This is a genomic window from Sphingomonas pituitosa NBRC 102491 (genome assembly GCF_001598435.1).
In the GTDB taxonomy this organism is placed as follows: domain Bacteria; phylum Pseudomonadota; class Alphaproteobacteria; order Sphingomonadales; family Sphingomonadaceae; genus Sphingomonas; species Sphingomonas pituitosa.
Window position 1 is genome coordinate 79,251 of record NZ_BCYY01000001.1, and the last position, 23,621, is coordinate 102,871.

The 23,621-nt window shown below is 68.7% G+C and carries 23 protein-coding genes and 1 pseudogene; 18 read left to right on the forward strand and 6 right to left on the reverse strand.

Annotated elements, in window-relative coordinates:
* The first annotated feature begins 6 nt into the window (after nucleotides 1-6).
* The 6 genes from SPI01S_RS00355 to SPI01S_RS00380 all read left to right on the forward strand — a co-directional run bounded on the left by SPI01S_RS00355 (nucleotide 7) and on the right by SPI01S_RS00380 (nucleotide 5,494).
* Complete coding sequence (locus SPI01S_RS00355) at nucleotides 7-645, forward strand: phosphoribosylanthranilate isomerase (protein WP_066716485.1); 639 nt, start codon at nucleotides 7-9, stop codon at nucleotides 643-645.
* The gene (trpB, locus tag SPI01S_RS00360; RefSeq protein WP_066716488.1) at nucleotides 642-1,871 is read left to right on the forward strand and encodes a tryptophan synthase subunit beta; all 1,230 of its coding nucleotides are present in this window, start codon (nucleotides 642-644) and stop codon (nucleotides 1,869-1,871) included. The genes SPI01S_RS00355 and trpB overlap by 4 nt, the downstream gene beginning before the upstream one ends.
* Nucleotides 1,868-2,680, forward strand: coding sequence for a tryptophan synthase subunit alpha (gene trpA / locus SPI01S_RS00365; RefSeq protein ID WP_066716490.1), 813 nt, complete (start codon nucleotides 1,868-1,870; stop codon nucleotides 2,678-2,680). The genes trpB and trpA overlap by 4 nt, the downstream gene beginning before the upstream one ends.
* Entirely contained in the window at nucleotides 2,677-3,537 is an 861-nt protein-coding gene (gene accD, locus SPI01S_RS00370; RefSeq protein ID WP_066716493.1) for an acetyl-CoA carboxylase, carboxyltransferase subunit beta, read from the forward strand. Before trpA ends, accD begins: the two co-directional genes overlap by 4 nt.
* Nucleotides 3,538-3,666: 129 nt before the next feature.
* Nucleotides 3,667-4,983 carry a bifunctional folylpolyglutamate synthase/dihydrofolate synthase gene (locus SPI01S_RS00375; RefSeq protein ID WP_066716496.1) on the forward strand — a complete coding sequence of 439 codons (1,317 nt, stop codon included), beginning with the start codon at nucleotides 3,667-3,669 and terminating at the stop codon, nucleotides 4,981-4,983.
* Nucleotides 4,984-5,062: 79 nt separating this feature from the next.
* Nucleotides 5,063-5,494, forward strand: coding sequence for a DUF6628 family protein (locus SPI01S_RS00380; RefSeq protein WP_066716499.1), 432 nt, complete (start codon nucleotides 5,063-5,065; stop codon nucleotides 5,492-5,494).
* Nucleotides 5,495-5,498: 4 nt separating this feature from the next.
* On the opposite strand, the gene SPI01S_RS00385 is transcribed toward SPI01S_RS00380, so the two are convergent.
* Nucleotides 5,499-6,821: an MFS transporter gene (locus SPI01S_RS00385; RefSeq protein WP_373278295.1), complete on the reverse strand. Its 1,323-nt coding sequence runs from the start codon at nucleotides 6,819-6,821 to the stop codon at nucleotides 5,499-5,501.
* A 460-nt stretch (nucleotides 6,822-7,281) separates the two neighbouring features.
* On the opposite strand from SPI01S_RS00385, the gene SPI01S_RS00390 reads away from it, so the two are divergent.
* Both SPI01S_RS00390 and SPI01S_RS23200 read left to right on the forward strand, forming a co-directional pair.
* On the forward strand, nucleotides 7,282-8,475 hold the full coding sequence (locus SPI01S_RS00390; protein ID WP_066716501.1) for an aromatic ring-hydroxylating oxygenase subunit alpha: 1,194 nt from the start codon (nucleotides 7,282-7,284) through the stop codon (nucleotides 8,473-8,475).
* Nucleotides 8,476-8,502: 27 nt separating this feature from the next.
* On the forward strand, nucleotides 8,503-8,634 hold the full coding sequence (locus tag SPI01S_RS23200; protein ID WP_281179408.1) for a hypothetical protein: 132 nt from the start codon (nucleotides 8,503-8,505) through the stop codon (nucleotides 8,632-8,634).
* Nucleotides 8,635-8,640: 6 nt separating this feature from the next.
* On the opposite strand, the gene SPI01S_RS00395 is transcribed toward SPI01S_RS23200, so the two are convergent.
* A complete protein-coding gene (locus SPI01S_RS00395; RefSeq protein WP_066716503.1) occupies nucleotides 8,641-9,072 on the reverse strand; it encodes a response regulator in 432 nt (143 codons plus the stop codon).
* On the opposite strand from SPI01S_RS00395, the pseudogene SPI01S_RS22050 reads away from it, so the two are divergent.
* The 3 genes and pseudogenes from SPI01S_RS22050 to SPI01S_RS00410 form a co-directional block, all read left to right on the forward strand.
* Nucleotides 9,044-9,925: pseudogene (locus SPI01S_RS22050) on the forward strand (pseudouridine synthase); the annotation flags it as partial. The gene SPI01S_RS00395 and the pseudogene SPI01S_RS22050 sit on opposite strands and share 29 nt — an antisense overlap.
* Before the next feature lie 998 nt (nucleotides 9,926-10,923).
* Nucleotides 10,924-11,463 carry a 16S rRNA (guanine(966)-N(2))-methyltransferase RsmD gene (gene rsmD, locus SPI01S_RS00405; RefSeq protein WP_066716509.1) on the forward strand — a complete coding sequence of 180 codons (540 nt, stop codon included), beginning with the start codon at nucleotides 10,924-10,926 and terminating at the stop codon, nucleotides 11,461-11,463.
* A gap of 28 nt (nucleotides 11,464-11,491) precedes the next feature.
* Complete coding sequence (locus SPI01S_RS00410; RefSeq protein WP_066716512.1) at nucleotides 11,492-12,115, forward strand: GNAT family N-acetyltransferase; 624 nt, start codon at nucleotides 11,492-11,494, stop codon at nucleotides 12,113-12,115.
* On the opposite strand, the gene SPI01S_RS00415 is transcribed toward SPI01S_RS00410, so the two are convergent.
* A complete protein-coding gene (locus SPI01S_RS00415) occupies nucleotides 12,112-13,374 on the reverse strand; it encodes an MFS transporter (protein ID WP_066716515.1) in 1,263 nt (420 codons plus the stop codon). The genes SPI01S_RS00410 and SPI01S_RS00415 overlap by 4 nt on opposite strands.
* Before the next feature lie 125 nt (nucleotides 13,375-13,499).
* Between SPI01S_RS00415 and SPI01S_RS22555 the strand changes: the two genes are divergently transcribed.
* On the forward strand, nucleotides 13,500-13,673 hold the full coding sequence (locus SPI01S_RS22555) for a hypothetical protein (protein ID WP_169804434.1): 174 nt from the start codon (nucleotides 13,500-13,502) through the stop codon (nucleotides 13,671-13,673).
* Nucleotides 13,674-13,726: 53 nt separating this feature from the next.
* Here the strand turns inward: SPI01S_RS22555 and SPI01S_RS00420 are convergent, their stop codons facing one another.
* On the reverse strand, nucleotides 13,727-15,367 hold the full coding sequence (locus tag SPI01S_RS00420; protein WP_084253190.1) for an inorganic phosphate transporter: 1,641 nt from the start codon (nucleotides 15,365-15,367) through the stop codon (nucleotides 13,727-13,729).
* Between the two features lie 62 nt (nucleotides 15,368-15,429).
* Nucleotides 15,430-15,621, reverse strand: coding sequence for a hypothetical protein (locus tag SPI01S_RS22055; protein ID WP_157084500.1), 192 nt, complete (start codon nucleotides 15,619-15,621; stop codon nucleotides 15,430-15,432).
* Nucleotides 15,622-15,789: 168 nt separating this feature from the next.
* On the opposite strand from SPI01S_RS22055, the gene SPI01S_RS00425 reads away from it, so the two are divergent.
* Entirely contained in the window at nucleotides 15,790-18,099 is a 2,310-nt protein-coding gene (locus SPI01S_RS00425) for an ATP-dependent helicase (protein ID WP_066716521.1), read from the forward strand.
* Nucleotides 18,100-18,108: 9 nt separating this feature from the next.
* Here the strand turns inward: SPI01S_RS00425 and SPI01S_RS00430 are convergent, their stop codons facing one another.
* Complete coding sequence (locus SPI01S_RS00430) at nucleotides 18,109-18,432, reverse strand: WYL domain-containing protein (protein ID WP_245653409.1); 324 nt, start codon at nucleotides 18,430-18,432, stop codon at nucleotides 18,109-18,111.
* Nucleotides 18,433-18,627: 195 nt separating this feature from the next.
* Between SPI01S_RS00430 and SPI01S_RS00435 the strand changes: the two genes are divergently transcribed.
* From SPI01S_RS00435 to cysK, 5 genes are all read left to right on the forward strand, one after another.
* Nucleotides 18,628-19,149, forward strand: coding sequence for a glycine zipper 2TM domain-containing protein (locus SPI01S_RS00435; protein ID WP_066717575.1), 522 nt, complete (start codon nucleotides 18,628-18,630; stop codon nucleotides 19,147-19,149).
* A gap of 239 nt (nucleotides 19,150-19,388) precedes the next feature.
* Nucleotides 19,389-19,583: an HP1242/YdcH family protein gene (locus tag SPI01S_RS00440; RefSeq protein ID WP_245653410.1), complete on the forward strand. Its 195-nt coding sequence runs from the start codon at nucleotides 19,389-19,391 to the stop codon at nucleotides 19,581-19,583.
* A gap of 231 nt (nucleotides 19,584-19,814) precedes the next feature.
* Complete coding sequence (locus SPI01S_RS00445) at nucleotides 19,815-21,209, forward strand: MFS transporter (protein WP_066716526.1); 1,395 nt, start codon at nucleotides 19,815-19,817, stop codon at nucleotides 21,207-21,209.
* 65 nt (nucleotides 21,210-21,274) lie between these two features.
* On the forward strand, nucleotides 21,275-22,597 hold the full coding sequence (locus SPI01S_RS00450; RefSeq protein ID WP_066716528.1) for an MFS transporter: 1,323 nt from the start codon (nucleotides 21,275-21,277) through the stop codon (nucleotides 22,595-22,597).
* A complete protein-coding gene (gene cysK / locus SPI01S_RS00455; protein WP_066716530.1) occupies nucleotides 22,594-23,514 on the forward strand; it encodes a cysteine synthase A in 921 nt (306 codons plus the stop codon). The genes SPI01S_RS00450 and cysK overlap by 4 nt, the downstream gene beginning before the upstream one ends.
* Nucleotides 23,515-23,621: the final 107 nt, after the last annotated feature.

Consider the following 23,621-nt stretch of genomic DNA (forward strand, 5'->3'; position numbering starts at 1 on the left):
CTGCCCATGCCCGCAACCGCAAAAATCTGTGGCCTGTCCACGCCCGAGACGCTCGATGCCGCCACCACCGGCGGGGCAAGCCATGTCGGTTTCGTCTTCTTCCCCCCCAGCCCCCGCCATCTGCCTTTCGAGAAGGCGCAGGGTCTTGCCGCGCGGGTGCCAGGGCATGTCGCGCGCGTCGGCGTGTTCGTCGATCCTGACGACGGGCTGCTGGACGCCGCGATTGTCGCCGGTCGGCTGGACGTGATCCAGCTCCACAAGGTCACGCCCGAACGCGCGGCCGCGGTGAAGGCGCGTACCGGTCGCGAGACTTGGGCCGCACTTGCGGTAAAGACCCGTGCCGATCTCGTCCCCGCCGCCGGCTTCCGAGGGGCGGTCGATCGGTTGCTCTACGACGCCAAGGCCCCGGATGGCGCGAAGGTGCCCGGCGGCACCGGCCTGCGCTTCGATTGGAACCTGCTCGACGGCTTCGCCCACCCCCTGCCCTGGATCCTGTCCGGCGGGCTCGATGCCGGCAATGCCGACGAAGCGATCCGGGTGACCGGCGCGCCGCTGGTGGATGTCTCTTCGGGCATCGAGACGGCGCCGGGCGTCAAGGATGTGGACAAGATCGCAGCATTCCTTAAAGCCGTTGCCCGATCATGAACGCACCAAACTCCTTCCGCGCCCAGCCCGACGACCGCGGGCATTTCGGCCAGTTCGGCGGCCGCTTCGTCGCCGAGACGCTGATGCCGCTGGTTCTCGACCTCGAGCGCGAATACACCGCCGCCAAGGCCGATCCCGCCTTCCAGGCAGAGTTCGACGACCTGCTCGAACATTATGTCGGCCGCCCCAGCCCGCTTTATTATGCCGAGCGGCTGACCGACGCCCTGCGCGAAAACGCGCCCGAGGGCATGGGCGCCGAGATCTGGTTCAAGCGCGACGAGCTGAACCACACCGGCGCGCACAAGATCAATAACTGCATCGGTCAGATCCTGCTTGCTCGCCGGATGGGCAAGACGCGGATCATCGCCGAGACCGGCGCGGGCCAGCACGGCGTGGCCACCGCCACCGTCTGCGCGCGCTTCGGGCTGCCCTGCGTGATCTACATGGGTGCTACCGACGTGGCGCGCCAGCAGCCCAACGTGTTCCGCATGAAGCTGCTCGGCGCCGAAGTGGTGCCGGTGACCAGTGGTGCTGCGACGCTCAAGGACGCGATGAACGAGGGCCTGCGCGACTGGGTCGCCAATGTCGAGGACACCTTCTACATCATCGGCACCGCCGCCGGCCCGCACCCCTATCCGGAGCTGGTCCGCGACTTCCAGTCGGTGATCGGCCGCGAGGCGCGCGAGCAGATGCTCAAGCGCACCGGCAAGCTGCCCGACCTGCTGGTCGCCGCGATCGGCGGCGGATCGAACGCCATCGGCCTGTTCCACCCGTTCCTCGACGATGCCGAGGTGCAGATGCTCGGCGTCGAAGCGGCGGGCGAAGGGCTGGAGAAGCGCCATGCCGCCAGCCTCGCTGGCGGCTCGCCCGGCATCCTCCACGGCAATCGCACCTATCTGCTGCAGGACGAGGACGGCCAGATCACCGAGGCGCATTCGATCTCGGCGGGCCTCGACTATCCGGGCATCGGCCCCGAGCACGCCTGGCTGCGCGACATCGGTCGCGTTGACTATACGTCGGTGACCGATACCGAGGCGCTCGACGCCTTCCAGCTGCTCTGCCGCACCGAGGGGATCATCCCCGCGCTCGAGCCGAGCCACGCCATTGCGGCGGTCGCCAAGATCGCCCGCACGATGCCGCGCGACAAGGTGATCCTCGCCAACCTCTGCGGTCGCGGCGACAAGGACATCTTCACCGTCGCCGAGGCGCTGGGAGTGTCGATGTGACCCGCCTCGCCAACGCCTTTGCCCGCGCCGCCGATCAGGGTCGCGCCGCGCTGGTGACCTTTGTCACCGCCGGTGACCCCATGCCGAGCGCGACCGCCGCGATCCTCGACGCGCTCGTCGCGGGCGGCGCCGACGTGATCGAGCTCGGCATGCCGTTCACCGATCCGATGGCGGACGGCCCGGCGATCCAGGCGGCGAATCTGCGCAGCCTCGCCGCCGGCACCACCACGGCGGACGTGCTCGCCATCGCCGCCGCGTTCCGCGCCCGCCACCCCGAGGTGCCGCTGGTGCTGATGGGCTATGCCAATCCGATGACGCGGCGCGGGCCCGAATGGTTCGCCAATGCCGCCCGCGACGCCGGTGTCGACGGCGCGATCTGCGTCGACATTCCCGCCGAGGAAGACGACAGCCTGGGCGAAGCGCTCCGCGCCGCCGGGCTCGGCAATGTCCGCCTCGCCACGCCCACCACCGATGCGGCACGGCTGCCGGCGGTGCTGGAGGGCGCGTCGGGGTTCCTCTATTACGTCTCGGTCGCCGGAATCACCGGGCTGCAACAGGCCGCCACGGCCTCGATCGAAGCCGCGGTGGCCCGCCTCAAGGCCGCCACCGATTTGCCGATCGCGGTCGGCTTCGGCGTTCGCACTCCCGAACAGGCCGCCGCCATCGGTCGCGTCGCCGATGGCGTGGTTGTGGGCAGCGCAATCGTCGAGCTGGTCGGCCGCCACGGTGCGGATGCGGCGGAGCCCGTCCGTGCCTATATCGATACGCTGAAGACGGCGCTGGTCGCCGCACGCAAGGAAGTCGCATGAGCTGGATTTCGCGCGTCCGTAACGCGCTCGCCTATGTCACCACCCGTGGTGAGGAAAGCCCCGACAATCTCTGGCACAAGTGCAAGGGTTGCGGGCAGATGGTGTTCATGAAGGAGTTCGAGGACAACCAGAATGTTTGTCCGCACTGCGACTATCATGACCGGATCGGCGCGACGAAGCGGTTCGAGCAGCTGTTCGACGACGGCGCGTTCAAGCTGCTGTCGAGCCCGAAGGTTGCCGAGGATCCGCTGAAGTTCCGCGATTCGAAGCCTTACACGGCGCGGATCAAGGCGGCGCGGGCGAACACCGGCGAGCAGGATGCGTTCCAGAACGCCAGCGGCACGATCCACGGCCATAAGGCGGTGATCGGCGTGCAGGACTTCGCCTTCATGGGCGGATCGATGGGCCAGGCCGTCGGCGAGGCGTTCATCGCCGGCGTCGAGACCGCGATCGCGTCGCGCTCGCCCTACATCGTCTTCACCGCCTCGGGCGGCGCGCGCATGCAGGAAGGCATTCTCAGCCTGATGCAGATGCCGCGCACCACCGTGGCGATCGAGATGCTGCATGACGCGGGCCTGCCCTATATCGTGGTGCTTACCGACCCGACCTCGGGCGGCGTGATGGCGGCCTATGCGATGCTGGGCGATGTCCAGATCGCCGAGCCGGGCGCCACGCTCGCCTTCACCGGCCGCCGCGTGATCGAGAACACGATCCGCGAGAAGCTGCCCGACGACTTCCAGACCAGCGAATATTATCGCGACCACGGCCTGGTCGACATGGTCACGCACCGCCGTGACCTGCGCGACACGCTGGGCCAGCTGATCGGCCTGCTGTGCGAGGCACGCGCGGCGGCGTGAATTTCAGCCTTCCTTAGCCCCTCCTCCTTGTGGGAGGGGTTGGGGTGGGGCCGTGTCTCGCCGAGACAAACGCACGTTCTGGAATCCCTCCACCCCAGCCCCTCCTCCGAGGAGGGGCTTGAGATCGCAATGCCCGACTTCGCTCGCTCCACCGATCCCGCCGTCCAGGCCCAGCTCGACCGGCTGACGCTGCTTTCCCCCGGCGCCGATATCCTTGGCCTGGAGCGCATCACCCGGCTGCTCGACCGCGTCGGCAATCCGCATCTGCGGCTGCCGCCGGTGCTGCATGTCGCCGGCACCAACGGCAAGGGATCGACCTGCGCGTTCCTGCGCGCTGCGCTCGAAGCGGCGGGCTTGCGCGTGCACGTCTATTCCAGCCCGCACCTCGTCCGCTTCAACGAGCGCATCCGCCTTGCCGGCACGCTGATCGACGACGCCACCCTCGCGCCCCTGCTGGCCGAGGTGCTGGACGCCGGCGGCGACATCGGTGCGAGCTTCTTCGAGGTAACCACCGCCGCCGCTTTCCTTGCATTTGCCCGCACGCCGGCCGATGCCTGCGTGATCGAAGTGGGCCTTGGCGGTCGGCTGGATGCCACCAATGTGGTCCCCGCGCCGATCGCTACTGCGATCGCCCAGCTCGGCATCGACCATCAGGCCTTTCTCGGCGACACGCTGCCGCAGATCGCCCGCGAAAAGGCCGGCATCGCCAAGCCCGGGGTGCCGCTGGTCACCATGCGCTACGACGCCGAGATTGCCGCCGTCGTCGCAGCCACCGGTTCGCCGGTGCTCGCGGAGGGCGCGGCCTGGAACTATGCCGTGGAAGGCGATCGCCTCGTCTATCACGACGCGAAGGGCACGCTGGCGACGCCGCTGCCGGCGCTCTCCGGCCCGCACCAGCCCGGGAACCTCGCGCTCGCCATCGCAATGCTGCGGCACCAGGCCGCGCTGGCGATCCCGGACGCGGCCTTCGCCGCCGCGGCAACGGGCGCGCGCTGGCCGGCCCGGATGCAGCGACTTGGCAACGGTACGCTGACCGCGCTGCTGCCCCAGGGAACGCCGGTCTGGCTCGACGGCGGCCACAACGCCGCCGCCGGGACCGCCATCGCGGACACCGTCGCGGCTGTCGCCGCCGACCGGTCCTGCCACCTCGTGCTCGGCATGCTGGCCAACAAGGATCCGGAGGGACTGCTCACCCCCCTCGCCGGGCGGCTGGCTAGCGTGACCACCGTGCCCATCCCCGGGCATGCCCATCACGCCCCTGTCGAACTCGCGGCGCTGGTCCGGCGCCTCGGCGTGCCGCTGGCAGGGACTGCCGAGGACGTGCCCGACGCCCTGCGGGGCATCGCCGCGCGTCTGGACGGGGCGACACCGAGTGCCGTCCTTATCCTGGGCTCGCTCTATCTCGCCGGGGTGGTGCTGGAGGCGAATGGCGAATTGCCCGACTGAGCGCACATCGCGGCTTATTGCGATTGACTATTAATAACAGAATGCGATGATCCTCCCGACGCCCATCGGGAGAATCGCATTGCAGCCGTCCGTCCAGACCCTCGTCACCGCCCTGCCCCAGCTCCAGCCCGAAGATCCGGGCGTGCGGCTGCTGCTGTTCGGCGTCCGCCAGACAGGCGGCAACGGACTGCACGATGCCAGCACCGCGCACGCCTTCCTCGTCGCGTTCGGCAAGGGCTTTCGTCGCCCCCTGATGCTGCTGCGCACGCTGATGCACGAGATGTCGGGCATGGCGACGGGGCCGGTGCAGATCGCCCCCTGGTGCTGCCCGCGGATGACCGCGGCGGAGGCGGCGCTGGTCGGCGCACTCGGCAAGGTCCGTACCAATCCGGAGGCCGCGGCGTTGCTGCTCGCCGACCTGATCGGGGTCCGCGACGCGACCGGCCTGCTGCCGACCGCGCACGCACTGGCGCAGAGCTTCGCCGATCTCGCGCTACCGCTGGAGCCTTGAGCGGCTAGCGTTCCTGCCCTGCGCTGCCGATCGAGCGGTCGACGAGGCCGCTGCGCATCATCCACCAGTAGAGCGCCACGCCGGGCAGCGCGATGACCGTCGTGAAGAGGTAGAAGTTCACATAGCCCATCGCCTCGATCAGGCTGCCCGCCGTCGTGCCGGTGATGAACCGGCCGACGATGCTCGCCCCCGCCGAGATGAGGGCATATTGGGCGGCGGTGAAGCGCAGATCGGTCAGTGCCGAGAAATAGGCGATCACCACCACGCCGCCGATGCCGCTGGCGATGTTCTCGAACCCGATCGCGCCGGCCATGCCGATATTGGAGTGCCCTGCCGCGGCCAGCGCCGCGAAGCTGAGGTTGGAAACCGCCATGAGGATCAGGCTGAGCATCACCGATCGCTTCATCCCCATACGCGCATACAGCACACCGCCGAGGAAGATGCCCAGCATATATGCCAGGAAGCCCAGCGAGACGTCGTAAAAGGCGATCTCGTCATTGGAGAAGCCGAGATCGTTGAACAGCAGCCGAAAGGTGAGGTTCGCCAGCGTGTCGCCGATCTTGTGGACGAGGATGAACAGCAGCACGATCAGCGCGCCTTCGCGGGCGAAGAACTGCACGAACGGCCTCCAGATGCCCGCCAGCACGGTGGCGATGCTCCGGCGTTCTGCGGGCGCACGGTGGCGCTCGGGCTCGCCGACGATCAGGCCGGTGAGGATCGCGGGCAGCGCGAACACGGCACAGGCGGCATAGCCCGCCGTCCAGCCCGCCTGCCCCGCCACCACCAGCGCGATGGCTCCGGCCGCGACCGAACCGATCCGCCAGCCATATTGCGACATGCCCGAGCCATAGCCGAGCTCGTGCGGTTGCAGCACTTCGATGCGATAGCCATCGATGACGATGTCATAGGTAGCGCCCGCTGCCCCCATCAGCACCGCGGCGGTCACCGTCGGCCAGATGTTGGACGGATCGGGCACGACCAGCGCCAGGTTGATCGTCGCCGCGACCACCAGCACGCCTGCGACGATCAGCCAGGAGACGCGCTGCCCCAGCCGCCCGAGCAGCGGGATCGGGACGCTGTCGACGATCCACGCCCAGAGGAACTTGAAGTTGTAGACCAGGATCGCGAGCGTGAAGGCGGTGACGGTCGACTTGTCGATGCCGGTCTGGGCGAGGCGCGTGGTGAGCGTCGCCCCGATCATTGCGAAGGGGAAGCCGGACGAGACGCCGAGCGCGAAGGAGGCCAGCGGTCCCTTCGCGAAATACGGCCGTACGCCATCAGGCAGGTCCGCACGCCAGTCGATCGGCGCGGCGGCACGGCCGAGCAGGAACGCCACGATCAGCGCGGCCAGCGCAGCGCCGCCGCCCCACGCGAGAGACAGCCCCGCCCCGCCGAGCGACTTGGGCGGCGAGAACAGCGTGAACAGCACCGCGAGCGCCAGCAGCGCCGCGCCGACCAGACTGCCCGCGATGATCAGGCTCGCCCCGCCCTTGCGCCGCCATGCGACGCTCATCGCCAGCGTGGCGCCCAGCGCGAGCAGGCCGAGCAGGAAGGTCATCGACGGCGCAAGTTTGGCGGCACCATCGCTCCATCCCGCCGCGAAGCCGAATCCCGGTAGCGCCGCGCCGTTCACGCGCATCCAGGGGGCCGTGAGCAGCACAAGCCCGCCGGCGAGCGCCAGCTGGGCGAGGACATAGAAAGTGCTGGCGCGGCCGCGCGCCGCGATGGGGGCTTGTTCGTTGGGCATGGAAGGCGGAAACTAGCCGAAAATTCGGGAGAGGATAGCCATGAACGCACCGACCCAGGGCCAGCGCGCGCTGGCGGCGATGCTGGCGCAGGGCGGCGACTCCGGCACGGGACCGATAAGTCGCATCGACGCAAGCGTTTACACCAGCCCCGAACGCTTCGCCGCCGAGCAGGCGCGCATCTTCGCACATGCGCCACTGGTGCTCGCACCGTCGGCGCTGCTGCCGGAGCCCGGCATGGCGGTGCCACATGACGGCTTCGGCAAGCCGCTCCTCATCACGCGCGACAAGCAGGGGCACGTGCATGTCTTCCTCAACGTCTGCCGGCATCGCGGCACGCGGCTGGTGGAAGGCTGCGCAGCGGTGAACGCCCCCCGGCTCGTTTGCCCCTACCACGCCTGGAGCTATGCGCTGGACGGTCGCCTCGCCGGCATCCCCCGCGCCGAGGCGTTCCCCGGCCTCGACAAGGCGGATTTCGCGCTTCGCCGCCTGCCTGCCCGCGAAGCAGGCGGGCTGATCTGGTTCGCCTTCGACGATGCCGCCGATTTCACCCATGCCGATGCGCTGGCGCAGGACTTCGCCGCCTTCGATCTCGCCGGCCAGCATTGCTTCCGCCGTCGTACCCACCGGGTGCCCGCCAACTGGAAGCTGGTGATGGACGCCTTCCTGGAAAGCTATCATATCCAGCGGCTCCATGCGGACAGCATCGCACCGTTCTTCCAGGACGGCATTTCCGCCGCCGACCGGATCGGCCCGCACCAGCGATCGGCCGTCGGCCGTGCCGCCAGCATCGCCGAACTCGAGTCGGACGACTGGCCGACGCTGCGCGGCGCGATCACCTATACCTACCAGATGTTTCCCGGCGCGGTGCTGGCGGTGAGCCCGGACTATATCAACCTGATGGTGCTGATGCCGCAGGCGGTGGACGCGGTGCTGGTCGAGGATTTCATGCTGATCCCCGGGCCCCCGGCCACCGAAAAGGCCCGCGACCATTGGGAGCGCAGTTGGGAGCTGCTCGACGGGGGCGTATTTGCGTCGGAGGATTTCCGCGCCTGTGCCCTTGCCCAGCAGGGGCTCGCGGCCGGCGCGATCGACACGGTGACGCTCGGCAATCTCGAACAGGGGGTCCGCGTTTTCCACGATGCGGTCGATGCGTGGGTTTCATGCGACGATGCGTCTGCAATCGGCGCGACTCGCCCCTTCGGTCAGGCTTCTGTTCAGGAAGGGGTGCTATAACACCGGCGTCGCACAAAGGAGTTCACCATGTCCCGTACCCGCACCCGCGCTGCCGTCGCCGCAAACCAGGCCTCGCCGTCGGAAACGGTCGCGCACCTCGCGGTGCTCGCCTCGGTGTTCGCCTGGGCCGGGGTGGTCGTTTCGCTGTTCGTCCACTGATCGGCGTCAGTCGCCGAGGAACAGGTTGAAGCTTCCGGGCAGGCGGCGAGGAACCTTGCCGCCTTCCAGCACGGCCTCGATCGCGTCGATCGCCTGCAAAAGATCACGCTGCGCATAGGGCTTGGAAAGGCATCCCGCCGCCAGCGCGCGCGCGTCTGCCGGGCAGGCACCCGTGACGAACAGCACCGGAACCCCGCGGCCGAACGCCGTTCGCGCCACTTCTATCCCGCTGCCGTCGGCCAGGTTGATGTCCGCAAGGACGAGGTCGAGCGCCTCCTGCCCGTCCAGGATCCTGGTCGCGTCCGCCACCGAATCGACCGTGGCGACGATGGTGAAGCCCGACTCGCGGAGGAAATGCTCGGTATCGAACGCCACCAGCGGCTCGTCCTCGACGACGAGCAGGTGTTCGATCCGCCGCTTCTTCCTTCCGAACAACATCCTGTTTGGGCCCCCGAATCAACCGCTTGGCAAAGCCCGTAACGCGCCAGTCACGAACTGGCACCGCATAAATTTTTGCCAGCCCCGCCATTATCGCTATAGCGCTGCAGTGTCTGACTCCAAGCCCCAGAAAACCGCCGGCGCGCCGCAGCGTATCGCCAAGCTCCTCGCCCGTGCCGGCATCGCCTCGCGCCGCGAGATCGAGCGGATGATCGAAGAGGGGCGTATCGCCCTGAACGGCACCACGCTCGATACCCCCGCAACCATTCTCACCTCGCTCCACGGCGTCACCGTCGACGGCAATCCCGTGGCCGAAGCGTCGCCGGCGCGGCTGTTCCGCTATCACAAGGCCGCAGGCCTGCTCACCGCCGAGCGCGACTTCACCGGCCGCCCGACCATTTATGATCGCATGCCCGAGGGCTTGCCGCGCGTGATGCCCGTCGGCCGACTCGACCTCAACACCGAGGGCCTGCTGCTGCTCACCACGGACGGCGAACTGAAGCGCGAGATGGAGCTGCCGGCGAGCGGCGTCGAGCGGACCTACCGCGCCCGCGCCTATGGCCAGGTGAGCCAGGAACAGCTGGAAGATCTGATGCTCGGCATCGAGATCGAGGGCGTCCGCTACGGCCCGATCAACGCGAACATCGAGCGGCGGACCGGCGCCAATCTCTGGATCGAGATGACGCTGACCGAAGGCAAGAACCGCGAAGTCCGCCGCGTGCTGGAATTCCTGGGCCTGCAGGTCAGCCGCCTGATCCGCACCCGCTATGGCCCCTTCTACCTGAACGACCTGCCTGCCGGCGACGTCGACGAGATCCGCCAGGCCGATCTGATCACCTTCCGCACCGTGTTGGGCAAGGCCGGCGGCGGCAAGGCGGCGTCCAACCTGCAGTTCGCCACCCGCCAGCGCGCGGTCGAGCCGGTGGAGAAGCCCGCCATGGTCGAACCCGCAGGCCGCCGCCGTCTGCCCAAGCCTGTGCCCGTCGCGAAGGGGCCGGTGTTCACCGCCCGCGCCACGCCCAAGGCGAAGCCGAAGGACGGCGAGGAACAGCCGCGCACCGCCGGCCGTCTCGGCGTGCGTGAGGGCAGCGGGGACGGCGTTGGCAAGCCCGCGCGTGCTGCCCGCGCCAAGTCCTTCCGCGATGGCCGCGAGCCGCGTGCCGGGGATCTGGTCGATCGGCCGCGGGGCCGTCGCGACGCACGGGGCGAACAGGGGGCCGAGCGCCCGCGCGCGCCGCGGGACGGTGAGCGGACTTGGTCGCGCGGCGGCGATGGCGGCGAGCGCGCGCGCACAGGCGGCCCGTCGCGGTTTGGCGGCACGGACGGCGATCGTCCGCGCGGCCCGCGCACGGCGCGACCGGGAGGAGACTCACCCGATCGCGGTCGTGCACAGCGTCCCTCGCGGTTCGGCGGAGACGAGGCCGAACGTCCACGCGGTCCGCGGGCAGCACGGCCCGGCGGCGACTCGTCCGAACGTGGTCGCACGCCGCGCCCCTCGCGGTTCGGCGGGGACGAGGCCGAGCGCCCGCGCGGTCCTCGGGCAGCACGGCCCGGCGGCGACTCGCCCGAACGCGGCCGCACGCCGCGTCCCTCGCGGTTCGGCGGGGACGAGGCCGAGCGCCCACGCGGTCCGCGGGCAGCACGGCCTGGCGGCGACTCACCCGAACGTAGTCGCACGCCGCGTCCCTCGCGGTTCGGCGGAGACGAGGCCGAGCGTCCGCGGGGTCCGCGGACCCCGCGACCGGGCGGCAACACCGCGTCGGATCGTCCGCGCACGCCGAGGCCCGGCGGCAGCGGTAATCGCCCGCAGCATCCCGGCGGCCCCGGCCGTCCGCCGCGGGGGCGCGGCTGATGCGGATCATCGCTGGAGAATGGCGCGGCCGTCCGCTGGCAGCGCCCAAGGGCGACACCACCCGTCCTACCGCCGATCGCACGCGCGAGGCGCTGTTTTCGATGCTTGCCTCGCGGCTCGGCAGCTTCGAGGAACTCGCCGTGGGTGATTTCTTCGCCGGATCCGGCGCGCTGGGTCTGGAGGCCCTGTCCCGCGGCGCGGCGTCGTGCCTGTTCGTCGAGCAGGATCGCGCGGCGCTGGACGTGCTCAAGGCCAATGTCGCCAAGCTCGGCGCCAAGGGCGCGGACGTGCGGCCGGGCTCGGTAATGGCGCTGGGGCCCGCCCGTGCGCCGCTCGACCTGATCCTGATGGACCCGCCGTACGGCACCGGCGCCGGCGTGGTCGCACTCGACAAGCTGGCGCGGCTGGGCTGGACCGGCCCTGGCACCTGGATCAGCATCGAGACCGCGAAGGACGAGGACGTGGCACTGCCCGGCTTCGTCGTCGATGCGGATCGGATCCACGGCAAGGCGCGGCTGCGCCTGCTGCGCGCCGAGTGACGGAGGCCGGGGCATCGGCGCGGACGCGATGACCCCCGCCCTGCTCCACGCCTGGCTGTCCGGCAGATCGCGCGCACGCGGCCTGCCGGCGCCGGTGGCGGACCGTGGCGGCTTTCGGGTGGATACGCGCTCCGACACCGAATTTTGCCGCTGGGTCTTCGCGACGCCGGGCTGGGAGATCTCCGATCTCGCGCGCGAGATCGAGCAGCCGGGGCGGCTGATCAAGCTCTGCGGCTCGCCCGGCAAGTTGCGGGCGCTGTTGCCGGCGCACTGGAACGTGGATCCACCGGCATTCTTCATGCAGGCCGGGCGCTGGCCTGCCCCGCGTCCGCTGCCGGTGGGCTATTGCTCCCGAACCTCGGGTGACGGGTCCGCGCTCTGCGTCACCATTGTCGACGAGACGGGCACAGCCGCTGCATCCGGTTTCGCTGCGGAAACCCCTGAAGCGTTCGTCTATGACCGCATCGTCACGGCACCCGGGCACCGGCGCAAGGGCCTGGGCGGCGCAGTGATGGCAGCTTTGCATGCCACCAAAGCCGGCCGCGACACGCCCGAACTGCTGGTCGCGACCGAAGCCGGCCGTCTGCTCTACGAGCGCCTGGGCTGGCGCGTCCTGTCGCCCTACGCGACGGCCTCGCTTCCGCCGGCCTAGCGCCGGCGGGTAAGCTGCAGGCCGATCAGGCTCAGCCCCGCGGCTCCGGCGAGGCACCAGCCGACCATGCCGATACCGCCGCGCTCGACCAGCGCCTGGGCGATCAGCGGGGTCAGTCCGCCGCCGAGGATGCCGCCCAGGTTGAAGGTCACCGACACGCCCGTGTAGCGGACCTGCGCCGGAAACAGGCTGGGGAGCCACCCGCCGAGCGGCCCGTAGACGAAGCCCATCACGAACAGTCCGGCGGCGAGCCAAAGGAATACGGCCGCCAGCGATCCCGGCACCAGCAGCGCCGGCATGGCGAGGCCGAGCGGGACCATGCCGATGCAGCCGAGCGCGAGGACCAGCGTCGCCCCGCGCTTGTCCGCCAGCCAACCGGCGACGCCGATGCCCAGCGCCATGAACAGGATCGCCGCAAGCTCGGCGCCGAGAAACGCGGCGCGCGGATAGCCGAGCGTCTTGGTACCGAAACCGATCGCGAACAACGTCGCAACATAGAACAGCGCGAAGCAGGCGACCGTGCCCAGCGTCCCCGCCAGCGTGGCGCCGAGATGCTCACGCAGCAGCACGCCCAGCGGCACCTGCGGCGGCGGCGCATGTTCTGCGGCCTCGACGAAGGCAGGCGTCTCGGCGATGCGCAGGCGCACCCAGAGCCCGAGCCCGACCAACGCAGCGCTCGCAAGGAACGGCAGCCGCCAGCCCCAGTCGCGGAAGGCCTCGTCGGTGAGGAAGGCACCCAGCAGCAGGAACAGGCCATTGGCGGCGATGAACCCCACCGGGGCCCCCAGCGGCGGGAAGCTGCCGTAGCGATAGGCCCATCCCTTGGGCGCATATTCCACCGCCAGCAGGCTCGCCCCGCCCCATTCGCCGCCCAGCCCCAGCCCCTGGCCGAAGCGCAGCAGGCAGAGGAGCAATGGCGCGCCCCAGCCGATCATCGCGTGACCGGGCAGGCAGCCGATCAGTACGGTCGAGAGCCCCATCAGCATCAGCGAGGCGACCAGCGTCGACTTGCGCCCCAGCCGGTCGCCGAAATGGCCGAACACCAGCCCGCCGAGCGGCCGCGCGAAAAAGGCGACGCTGAAGCTGGCATAGGCAGCCACCTGCTGCAGCCATGGCTCCTGCGCGGGGAAGAACAGCGGGCCGAACACCAGCGCCGTTGCTGTCGCATAGATGTAGAAATCGTAGAACTCGACCGACGTTCCCACCAGGCTCGCGAACAGGATGCGGCGGTGGGATGCGGGCGCGGCGGCGTTGGCCATGAGCGATCCTCCCGCCGCCTCCCTCGGGCCAGTTGTCGCCCCGGTCAAGCCGCGTTCAGCGGAGCGACAGTTTCGGCACGGTATCGAAGTGCTGCACTCGCTATACCGCAACGAGGGAGTCGGATATGCGCGAATCGCCCATCAAGCGCGTGGTCTATGCGGCCTTTTTCAGCCTGCTCGCGGGCGTGCTGGTCGCGGCCTACAACCCCGTGGAGCATGTGAAGGCGGATCTGCGCGCCGATACCAGCGGCGTGAAGGCCGGCCTGCACCTCGCGGTCCACGATCTGCTGCGCGGCTGACACGAATGGGCGGGACGTTCCTCCCGCCCCCGTGATCCCTGCAAGCGCGATCCCTACAGGCCGAAGATCCGCACCCCGTTCAGCATCAGCCAGTAGAGGCTGCCGGACAGCAGCATCGCGGCGGGCAGCGTCATCAGCCAGGCCAGCGCCATGTTGCGGATGGTCCGGAACTGCAGCCCTGCGCCGCTGCCCACCGAAGCACCCGCCACGCCCGAGGACAGGATGTGGGTGGTCGAAACAGGGACGCCGAGATGGTCGGCGCCCATGATCGTCGCGGCGGCGACGATCTCGGCCGCGGCGCCCATGCCATAGGTCATGTGCTGCTTGCCGATCTTCTCGCCCACCGTCACCACGATACGCTTCCACCCGATCATCGTGCCGAGCCCCAGCGCGATTGCGACGACGATCTTCACCCAGAGCGGAATGAAGCGCGTGCCGCCCTCCAGATCGTCCTGATAGGCCTTGAGCGCATCCCGCTCGGCCGGCGCGAAGCCCTCGGGCTTCTTCGTGGCGAGCCGGGTGGTGTCGAGCACCAGATACATGTCGTTGCGCACGTTGGAACTCGCCCGCGCCGGCACCTTGCTCAGCGAACCATAGCCCGAAACCTGCTCGATAAGATTGTTCGACAGCGAATCCAGCGCGGCATAGACCTTGGCGCCCTCTGCCTTGCGGTGCTGAAGCGCGTCGGTGAGCGTCGACCGCGCCTGCACCGGTGTCATGCTCAGGCCGTTGCCACGCGCATGGAACACCATATTGGCAGCGTGCGAGGTCTGGACGAACGCCGCGGTCGCGCTCGCCGGGAGCGTGCGATTAAGGGCATAGGCGGTGGGCGCGCAGCCGATCAGGATCAGCATGATCAGCCCCATGCCCTTCTGGCCGTCGTTCGAGCCGTGGAAGAACGAGACGGCGGTGCAAGTGCCGATCAACAAGGCGCGGATGCCACGCGGCGGCGGCGTGTTGCCCGCCGGGGCCTGGAACAGCTGCGGGCGCTTCAGGAACACCAGCCGCATCGCCAGCAGCAATAGCAGCGCACCCGCGAACCCGAGCATCGGGCTCCAGAGCAGCGCGGAGAAGACCTTGACCGCCTGGCTCCAGTCGACGCCGGCCGTGCCGCCGCGCGAGCCGCCGAGGATCAGCTGGTTGGCGAGGCCGACACCCAGCACCGATCCGATCAGCGCGTGGCTGGAGGAATTGGGCAGGCCGACATACCAGGTCGCGAGGTTCCAGAGGACTGCGGCGAACAGCAGGGCGAAGATCATCGAGAAGCCGGCCGCGGAGCCGACGTTGAGGATCAGGTCCACCGGCAGCAGCGTAATGATCGCATAGGCGACGGCGCCGCTGGACAGCATCACGCCCAGGAAATTGAAGAAGCCGGACCACACCACCGCGAGCTGTGCGGGCATCGAGTTGGTGTAGATCACCGTCGCGACGGCATTGGCGGTGTCATGGAAGCCGTTCACGAACTCGAACGCGAGCGCGATCACCAGCGCGAGGCCGAGAAACGCGAAGACGCCCAGCGCCATCTGTTCCCCCGCCGCACGCGTATCCACCAGGATGCTCCAGCCCGCAAAGGCCAGGCCACCGACCAGCAACGCCGCGAAGAGCAGCTTGGCGAGAGGGTGCGTTTTTTCGTTGAATCGAGGACTTCGCGGCACCTCTGCCGTCGAAGCCTGTTCCATTGCGAGCGTCGCCATGATGTTAGCGCCTTTGGGGTTGGCTTATGACAGGATAATGACAAGGGTGGTGGCGCATGCGATCAGCGCAGGCATTCGGTGTGCGTGATCCGCACGAGCTTGCCGCTCGCATCGCGTTCCTCGTGCCGCCCCGGCGTGCACGCACCATCACGCACCGGCGCCGAACGCCAGGCGACGACCGCCGCGATGATCGCGAGCGTCAGCACGACTGCAAGGCGCACCTTCAGTCGGCGGGAGGCTTTGGAACTTGTCATGGGTTGATCTCGCGGCACCCCATAGTCGCCCGGCGGATGGGAGGCAATGCGGGCCTCCGTAGTTTTCCGGTAGGGCGCCTGTCCCGAACCGGCATGGCGCGCGCGCCGGGCGCCCCCTCGGTCGCCTAGAGCTTGCGGGCGGCGGTATCGTTCCCTAGTTGTTCACGGATGTCGCTTGCCCCTTCTCCCCAGGACGCCCCCTATCTCCAGGGCCTGAACGACCCCCAGCGCGAGGCCGTGCTGACCACCGAAGGCCCGGTGCTGGTGCTGGCCGGCGCGGGCACGGGCAAGACCGCCGCGCTCACCGCGCGGCTGGCGCACCTGCTGTGGACTCGCCGCGCCTATCCCTCGGAGATCCTGGCCGTCACCTTCACCAACAAGGCCGCGCGCGAGATGAAGGAGCGGGTCGGCCGGCTGGTCGGCGACGCGGTGGAGGGGATGCCCTGGCTCGGCACCTTCCATGCGATCGGCGCGAAGATGCTCCGCCGCCATGCCGAGCTGGTCGGGCTGCAGAGCAACTTCACCATTCTCGATACCGACGACCAGCTCCGCCTGCTCAAGCAGCTGATCCTCGCCAACGACCTCGACGAGAAGCGCTGGCCCGCCCGCCAGCTCGCGGGCCTGATCGACGGGTGGAAGAATCGCGGCCTGATCCCGGCCGATCTCGATGCCGGCGAGTCCGAGCGCTACGCCAATGGCCGCGGCCAGTCGCTCTACGCCCAGTATCAGGAGCGGCTGCGGCTGCTCAACGCTTGCGACTTCGGCGATCTTCTCCTCCACATGCTCACCATTCTTAAGACCGATCGTGAGGTGCTGGAGCAGTATCAGAAGCGCTTCCGCTACATCATGGTGGACGAGTATCAGGATACCAACGCTGTCCAGTATCTGTGGCTTCGGCTGCTCGCGCAGGAACGGAAGAACATCTGCTGCGTCGGCGACGACGACCAGTCGATCTACAGCTGGCGCGGTGCGCAGGTGGAAAATATCCTGAAGTTCGAGAAGGACTTCTCCGGCGCTGTTGTAATCAAGTTGGAACAGAATTACCGCTCGACGCCGCACATTCTGGGCGCAGCCTCGGGCGTGATCGCCAATAATGGCGGGCGCCTGGGCAAGACGCTGTGGACCGAAGTCGATGTCGGCGAGAAGGTGAAGGTGCTCGGCGTGTGGGACGGGCCCGAGGAGGCCCGCCGCGTCGGCGAGGAGATCGAGGGGCTGCAGCGCGGCGGCCTCAGCCTCGACGCCACCGCGATCCTGGTCCGCGCCCAGCACCAGACCCGTGAGTTCGAAGACCGGTTCATCGCGATCGGCCTGCCCTATCGCATCATCGGCGGCTTCCGCTTCTATGAGCGGCAGGAAATCCGCGACGCGCTCGCCTATCTGCGCGTCGTCGCGCAACCAGCCGACGACCTCGCCTTCGAGCGCATCGTCAACGTGCCCAAGCGCGGACTGGGCGACAAGGCGCTCTCCAAGGTCCACCAATATGCCCGGTCCCAGGGCATTCCGCTGACCACTGCCGCCGCGCGCATCCTCGATACCGACGAACTGACCCCGCAGGCGCGGCGCTCGCTCGGCAACCTGATCGGCGACATGGCGCGGTGGCGCAGCATGGGCGACGACCTACAACACCCGGACCTTGCCCGCATCATCCTGGACGAAAGCGGCTATACTGCGCTGTGGCAGGCCGATCGCACAGCCGAGGCGGCAGGCCGGCTGGAGAATCTCAACGAACTCGTCCGCGCCATGGAGGAATATGAGAGCCTCTCGGCCTTCCTGGAACATGTCAGCCTGGTGATGGACAACGAGGCGTCCGCCGAGGAGCCCAAGGTCACGATCATGACCATCCACGCCGCCAAGGGGCTGGAGTTCGATACGGTGTTCCTCGCCGGCTGGGAGGAAGGCATCTTCCCGTCGCAGCGCGCGCTCGACGAAGGCGGGCTGGCCAGCCTCGAGGAGGAGCGACGGCTCGCCTATGTCGCGATCACCCGCGCGCGGCGCCGGGCGATCATCCTCCATGCCGCCAATCGCCGCATCTACGGCCAGTGGACGTCGAGCCTGCCGAGCCGCTTCGTCGGCGAGCTGCCCCCCGAGCATGTCGAATCGGAAAGCTCGATGACCGGCGGCGAGAGCCTGTGGCGGGCGAACTGGAGCGAGCGGAGCGACCCCTTCGCCGACGTAGCGCGCGGCGCCGGGCGCGGGCCCGGCTGGCAGCGCGCGGCGGGCGTCGATCCGAAGAACCCGGGCGGCGCGTTCACCGCCCGCACCTTCACCCGCGACCAGCCGCGCGTGCTGGAAAGCCGCGCCTCGGCGGTGAGCTTCGGCGCCAAGCCGCGGAGCGACCTCACGCTCGGCATGCGCGTGTTCCACCAGAAGTTCGGCTATGGCACGATCGCGGAGATCGAAGGCAACAAGCTCGAGATCGATTTCGAGCAGGCCGGCCGCAAGCGCGTGATGGACAGCTTCGTCAGCCTCAACGACTGACGGGGAAGCTCAGGCCTCGGGCTCGACCTTCATCAGCGTCAAGCCGACATATTTGTCGAGTTCCGGATCGAACAGCTCGCTGATCTCGAACGCGCGGTCGAGCACCGATACTTCCTTGAGGCCATCGACCTTGAAGGTGGCGATCTTCGGTTCGCGCGGCAGCATGCCCTCGCGCGACACGATGAACGCATCGGCGTAGAGCGACTCGTTGCGCGTGTAGAGGATGTGGGGCGCCACGATCATCCGGGTGCGGTTATACGTCACCTGCAGGCAGCGCAGGCGCACGATGCCTTCAAGGACGAACGGGGTGTTGTTCACAGGAGCTTCGGTCACGACAGCGCTAACGTTCATGGGACAAATATGATACCAATGCTGCAGAGCAGCAAGCGCAAAGCGCATATACCATGGGACACCCCTCTCCCAGTGTTGTTCAGAAGGCCAGCTTCGTTCAGCCGCGCTTCACGCGCAAGACCGGAAGAGGGCCGCGTTCCCGGCGGCAGCGCCGGCGTGTTGATGAAGGAGACTCGCATGAAGCATGTCCTGGCCCTGGTCGCCCTGGCGACCGCCGGCCTCTCGGTCGCCGCACCGGCATCGGCGCAGCAATATGCCTCGCCCGATCAGGAGCGCGCCCGGTTCGAGGCAGCGCGCGATCGCTTCGACCGCGAATATCGTCTGTTCCAGCAGGCGTCCGAGCGCTACGCCGATTACAGCGACTGGCTGGCACACGCGCCGCCCCCGCCGCGCGTGGACATCCGCGACGAAGGCGACTGGGAGCCCTCCCGCTATTATCGCCCCGGCAGCAACGAGCGCGTGCTGACCCGCGACGACCGCGTCTATCGCGGTGACGACGGCCGCTATTATTGCAAGCGCCCCGACGGCACGACCGGCCTGATCGTCGGCGCCGCGGCGGGCGGCCTGTTCGGCAACGTCATCTCCAGCCGCCGTTCCAGCACGGTGGGCACGCTGCTGGGCGCGATTGCGGGCGGCGCGATCGGCAATTCGGTCGATCGCAACAACCAGATGAACAACCAGGATGTGCGCTGCCGCTGATGCGCGCTTTCGGGGCTTCGCACCGTTCGTCGCGAAGCCCCTTGTACCCACGGCCGATGCGCCTATGTTGATGGGGCGGGACCGGGCCCCTCTGGCGGCGGCTTCATCTGAAGCGTCGTGATGTCGGACCGCATCGAGCGTGCTCGGTGCAGGATCGATGGTGTGTTCCCACCCCCCGCACCTCCCCGCGACACCGGGCCGCTCGATCGATGCACATCCATCGATTCGGAGCCATGACCATGACGATTGTTGAACGGTTGATCGCCACCCACCGGATGCTCGAGCGCGAGATCCGCAGCGAACTGCGCCGCCGCATGCCGGACGCATTTCGGGTATCGCAGCTCAAGAAGCACAAGCTGGCCGTGAAGGACCGGCTGCACCTGCATCTCCCGGCCCCTGCAGCGCGGCTGGCGCTGGTGCCCAGCCGCCGTTGACGCGGCCGTTGACGATGACCGGGGCCTGGCGCGCGCGCCGGACCCCGCCATCCTCAATGCCAGAACAGAAGCAGCAGGATGATGATCGGGATCGGAATGCCCACCAGCCACATCAGAATGCCCTTGCCCATCTCGTCCTCCCGGAAAGTGTCGTTTCGGTTTTGCCTAACCCTTAGGTTAGTCCGGTAGTTCCGACTGGGAACCGAGCGCGCGCTGATGCACTAAGCCGCGATGCAAACCGACGGCCTCCCCATGCCCCGCCGCCTGACCGCCATCGCCGCCGTGTCGTTCGGCACGGCGCTGGTGGTGATCGACGGCGCCATCGCCACCGTGGCACTTCCCACCATCGCGCACGACCTGCGCGTCGATTCCTCCGCCGCCGTGGCAGTGGTGACGGTGTACCAGCTGGTGCTGGTGATGCTGCTGCTGCCCTTTTCCGGACTGGGCAACCGGATCGGCCTGAAGCGGCTGTACCAATGGGGGCAGATCGTCTTCACCGTGGCGACGATCCTCTGCTTCTTCGCCAAGAGCCTGCCCTTCCTGCTGATCGTCCGCGCGGCGCAGGCCGCGGGCGCGGCGGCGGCGCTCAGCGTCTCCTCGGCGCTGGTGCGGCAGATCTATCCCGCGAAGCAGCTCGGCCGCGGGCTCGGCGTCAACTCGGTGGTGGTGTCGGTCTCCGCCGCGATCGCGCCGACATTGGGCGGGCTGGTCCTCGCGGTGGGCCCCTGGCCCTGGGTGTTCGCATCGGCCGTACCCTTCGCGATCGCCAGCCTGTTGCTCGGACGTTCGCTGCCCGACATTCCCCGCTCCAAGGCGCCGTTCGACGTGCTTGGCGCCGTGCTGTGCGCGGCGATGTTCGGGCTGGTCATCGGCGGCGCGGAAAGCGCGGTGCATGGCGACAGCCCGGTCGTGTCCGCCGCGGTGGTGCTTGCGGGCATCGCGATCGGGGTGCTCTTCGTCCGCCGCGAGCAGGGCGAGGCCGAACCGATCCTGCCGGTCGACCTGCTCGCCCGGCCGGTACTGGCGCTCTCCACCATCGGCGCCTTCACCGCCTTCATCGCGACGATGACGCTGCTCCTTTCGCTGCCCTTCCGGCTCCAGCACGGCTATGGCTTCGCGCCCTCCGAGGTGGGGGCGGTGATCGCCCCCTGGCCGCTGACGACGATGTTCGTCGCGCCGCTCGCCGGTACGCTGTCCGACAAATATCCGGCGGGCGCGCTGGGCGGGATCGGGATGACGATCGCGATCGCCGGCCTCGTCGCCCTCGCCTTCCTGCCGCACGATCCCAGCTATTTCGACATCGCCTGGCGCATGTCGCTGACCGGCGCGGGCTTCGGCATGTTCCTCTCGCCCAATGCGCGGCTGATCATCGGTTCGGCACCGGTCGAGCGCGCCGCGGCCGCCGGCGGCCTCATCTCCACCACGCGGATGGTGGGGCAGACCACCGGCGCGACTCTGGTCGCCGCGCTGCTGGCACTGGGCGTCGGCGCGGGCATGACCCCCGCCCTGGTCGCCGCCGGCCTGGCGCTGGTCGCCGGCCTGTGCAGCCTCGCCCGCCTGCGACCCTCCATCCGCAATCCCGGCAAGACGGAAGCGGATCAGGCCCAGCCAGCCCAGATGGGGTAAAGCTTTAGCAGCCCCAAATCATCGAAGCATTGCGCGGGGACCGACCGCGCGCCAAGAGCGGAAACATGGCCCAACATCCCTTCGCCATCGGCAATTTCCGCGCCTATTTCGTCGCCCGTCTCGCCGCCACACTGGGGCAGATGGCGATGGTGATCGTGATCGGCTGGCAGGTCTACGACATCGCCCGCCGCACGATGAGCATCAAGGAAGCCGCCTTCCAGCTCGGCATGATCGGCGTCGCGCAGTTCCTGCCGCTGCTGTTCCTGTCGCTGTTCGCCGGCTGGGTGGCGGACCGGATCGACCGGCGCTGGATCGCGCGCGCCGCCGTGGCGCTGGAGGCATTTTGCGCGCTCGCGCTCGCCTGGCTGACCTGGCGGCACACCATCACCCTGCCCGCCTTGTTCGGCATCGCCGCACTGCTTGGTGTCGCCCGCGCGTTCGTGAGCCCGGCGCTGGGCGCGCTGGCCCCGAATCTGGTGCCCAAGGCGGTGCTGCCCACGGCGATCGCGCTCAGCTCGCTCGCCTGGCAGAGCGGCACCGTGATCGGCCCGGCGATGGGCGGCTATCTCTATGCCGCGGCGTCGTGGCTGGCCTATGCCGTTTCGGGCGGGCTGTTCCTGGTCTCGTTGCTGATGCTGTTCCTGATCGGTCCGGTGCCCACCGCCGCGCGCAAGTTCACCGGCAGCCCGTTGTCGCAGATGGTCGACGGCCTCCATTATGTCCGCCGCAACCGGCTGGTGCTGGGCGCGATCTCGCTCGACCTGTTCGCGGTGCTGCTCGGCGGCGCTACGGCGATGCTGCCGGTCTATGCGCGCGACATCCTGCAGGTGGGATCGGAAGGGCTCGGGCACCTTCGCGCCGCGCCTGCGTTGGGTGCGGTGGTGACGGCCCTGTTCTTCTCGTGGCGCCCGCTCAGGACCAATGTGGGCGTGAAGATGCTGGTCGCGGTCGCGCTGTTCGGCGTGGCAACGGTGGTGTTCGGCGCGGCCGCCCCGCTGCTGGTGCCGGTGCTCGGCCCCAAGGCGGTCGGCACCGATCTCTCCCCCGCCGTGCTCGTCTCGCTCGCCGCTTTGTTCGTGCTGGGTGCTGCCGACATGGTCTCGGTCTATGTCCGCCAGTCGCTGATCCAGCTCTACACGCCGGACGAGATGCGCGGCCGCGTCGGTGCGGTCTCCACCCTGTTCATTTCCGGCTCGAACGAGCTGGGCGAAGCCGAAAGCGGCTTCCTCGCCGCGCTGATCGGCCCGGTCGCCGCGGTGATCGGCGGCGGCATCGGCGCGATCCTTGTCACGGCCCTGTGGGCGAAGCTATTCCCCGAACTCAAGCGGGCTCGAACCTTCGATCCCCCGGCCACCCTCGAAGTTCCTCCGAAGGAGATGACGACATGAAGGCCAATACGATCCTCGAAACGATCGGCAACACGCCGCACGTCCGTATCAACAAGCTGTTCCCCGGCGCCGAGGTGTGGATCAAGTCCGAGCGCTCGAACCCGGGCGGCTCGATCAAGGACCGCATCGCGCTGGCGATGGTCGAGGCCGCCGAGAAGGACGGCAGCCTCCAGCCCGGCGGCACGATCGTCGAGCCGACCAGCGGCAATACCGGCGTCGGCCTGGCGATGGTCGCGGCGGTGAAGGGCTACAAGCTGGTCCTGGTGATGCCCGAGAGCATGTCGCTCGAACGCCGCCGGCTGATGCTGGCCTATGGCGCCAGCTTCGACCTGACGCCGCGCGAGAAGGGCATGAAGGGCGCGATCGAGCGCGCACTCGAAATCGTCGAGAGCACGCCGGGTGCGTGGATGCCGCAGCAGTTCGAAAACGCTGCGAACATCGAGGTGCATGTACGGACCACCGCACAGGAAATCCTCAACGACTTCCGCGACACGCCGATCGACGTGATCATCACCGGTGTCGGCACCGGCGGCCACATCACCGGCGTCGCCGAGGCGCTGAAGAAGGAATGGCCGGACCTCAAGGTCTACGCGGTCGAGCCCGAGCTTTCGCCGGTCATTTCGGGCGGCCAGCCGGGACCGCACCCGATCCAGGGCATCGGCGCGGGCTTCGTGCCGAAGAACCTGCACACCGATGCGATCGACGGCGTGATCAAGGTCGATGCCGCCGTCGCCAAGGACATGGCGCGCCGCTCGGCCGCCGAAGAGGGCATGCTGGTCGGCATCTCCTCGGGTGGCACGCTCGCCGCCATCCTGCAGAAGCTGCCCGACCTGCCCGACGGTGTGCGCGTACTCGGCTTCAACTACGATACCGGCGAGCGCTATCTGAGCGTGCCGGACTTCCTGCCCGAGAGCTGATCGATACCGGGGTGGGGATGCCCCCACCCCCGTCATCCCGGCGAAAGCCGGGATCCATTCGCCACTCGGTTGTAGCAGGAGCCGTGACGCTGAGGGCAATGGATCCC

Excerpts from the sequence above, each read along its gene's own strand:
- SPI01S_RS00355 (WP_066716485.1), top strand. The coding sequence starts at position 7 with ATGCCCGCAACCGCAAAAATCTGTGGCCTGTCCACGCCCGAGACGCTC.
- trpB (WP_066716488.1), top strand. The coding sequence starts at position 642 with ATGAACGCACCAAACTCCTTCCGCGCCCAGCCCGACGACCGCGGGCAT.
- accD (WP_066716493.1), top strand. The coding sequence starts at position 2,677 with ATGAGCTGGATTTCGCGCGTCCGTAACGCGCTCGCCTATGTCACCACC.
- SPI01S_RS00375 (WP_066716496.1), top strand. The coding sequence starts at position 3,667 with ATGCCCGACTTCGCTCGCTCCACCGATCCCGCCGTCCAGGCCCAGCTC.
- SPI01S_RS00390 (WP_066716501.1), top strand. The coding sequence starts at position 7,282 with ATGAACGCACCGACCCAGGGCCAGCGCGCGCTGGCGGCGATGCTGGCG.
- SPI01S_RS23200 (WP_281179408.1), top strand. The coding sequence starts at position 8,503 with ATGTCCCGTACCCGCACCCGCGCTGCCGTCGCCGCAAACCAGGCCTCG.
- SPI01S_RS00395 (WP_066716503.1), bottom strand. The coding sequence starts at position 9,072 with ATGTTGTTCGGAAGGAAGAAGCGGCGGATCGAACACCTGCTCGTCGTC.
- rsmD (WP_066716509.1), top strand. The coding sequence starts at position 10,924 with ATGCGGATCATCGCTGGAGAATGGCGCGGCCGTCCGCTGGCAGCGCCC.
- SPI01S_RS00410 (WP_066716512.1), top strand. The coding sequence starts at position 11,492 with ATGACCCCCGCCCTGCTCCACGCCTGGCTGTCCGGCAGATCGCGCGCA.
- SPI01S_RS00415 (WP_066716515.1), bottom strand. The coding sequence starts at position 13,374 with ATGGCCAACGCCGCCGCGCCCGCATCCCACCGCCGCATCCTGTTCGCG.
- SPI01S_RS22555 (WP_169804434.1), top strand. The coding sequence starts at position 13,500 with ATGCGCGAATCGCCCATCAAGCGCGTGGTCTATGCGGCCTTTTTCAGC.
- SPI01S_RS00420 (WP_084253190.1), bottom strand. The coding sequence starts at position 15,367 with ATGGCGACGCTCGCAATGGAACAGGCTTCGACGGCAGAGGTGCCGCGA.
- SPI01S_RS22055 (WP_157084500.1), bottom strand. The coding sequence starts at position 15,621 with ATGACAAGTTCCAAAGCCTCCCGCCGACTGAAGGTGCGCCTTGCAGTC.
- SPI01S_RS00425 (WP_066716521.1), top strand. The coding sequence starts at position 15,790 with ATGTCGCTTGCCCCTTCTCCCCAGGACGCCCCCTATCTCCAGGGCCTG.
- SPI01S_RS00435 (WP_066717575.1), top strand. The coding sequence starts at position 18,628 with ATGAAGCATGTCCTGGCCCTGGTCGCCCTGGCGACCGCCGGCCTCTCG.
- SPI01S_RS00440 (WP_245653410.1), top strand. The coding sequence starts at position 19,389 with ATGACGATTGTTGAACGGTTGATCGCCACCCACCGGATGCTCGAGCGC.
- SPI01S_RS00445 (WP_066716526.1), top strand. The coding sequence starts at position 19,815 with ATGCAAACCGACGGCCTCCCCATGCCCCGCCGCCTGACCGCCATCGCC.
- SPI01S_RS00450 (WP_066716528.1), top strand. The coding sequence starts at position 21,275 with ATGGCCCAACATCCCTTCGCCATCGGCAATTTCCGCGCCTATTTCGTC.
- cysK (WP_066716530.1), top strand. The coding sequence starts at position 22,594 with ATGAAGGCCAATACGATCCTCGAAACGATCGGCAACACGCCGCACGTC.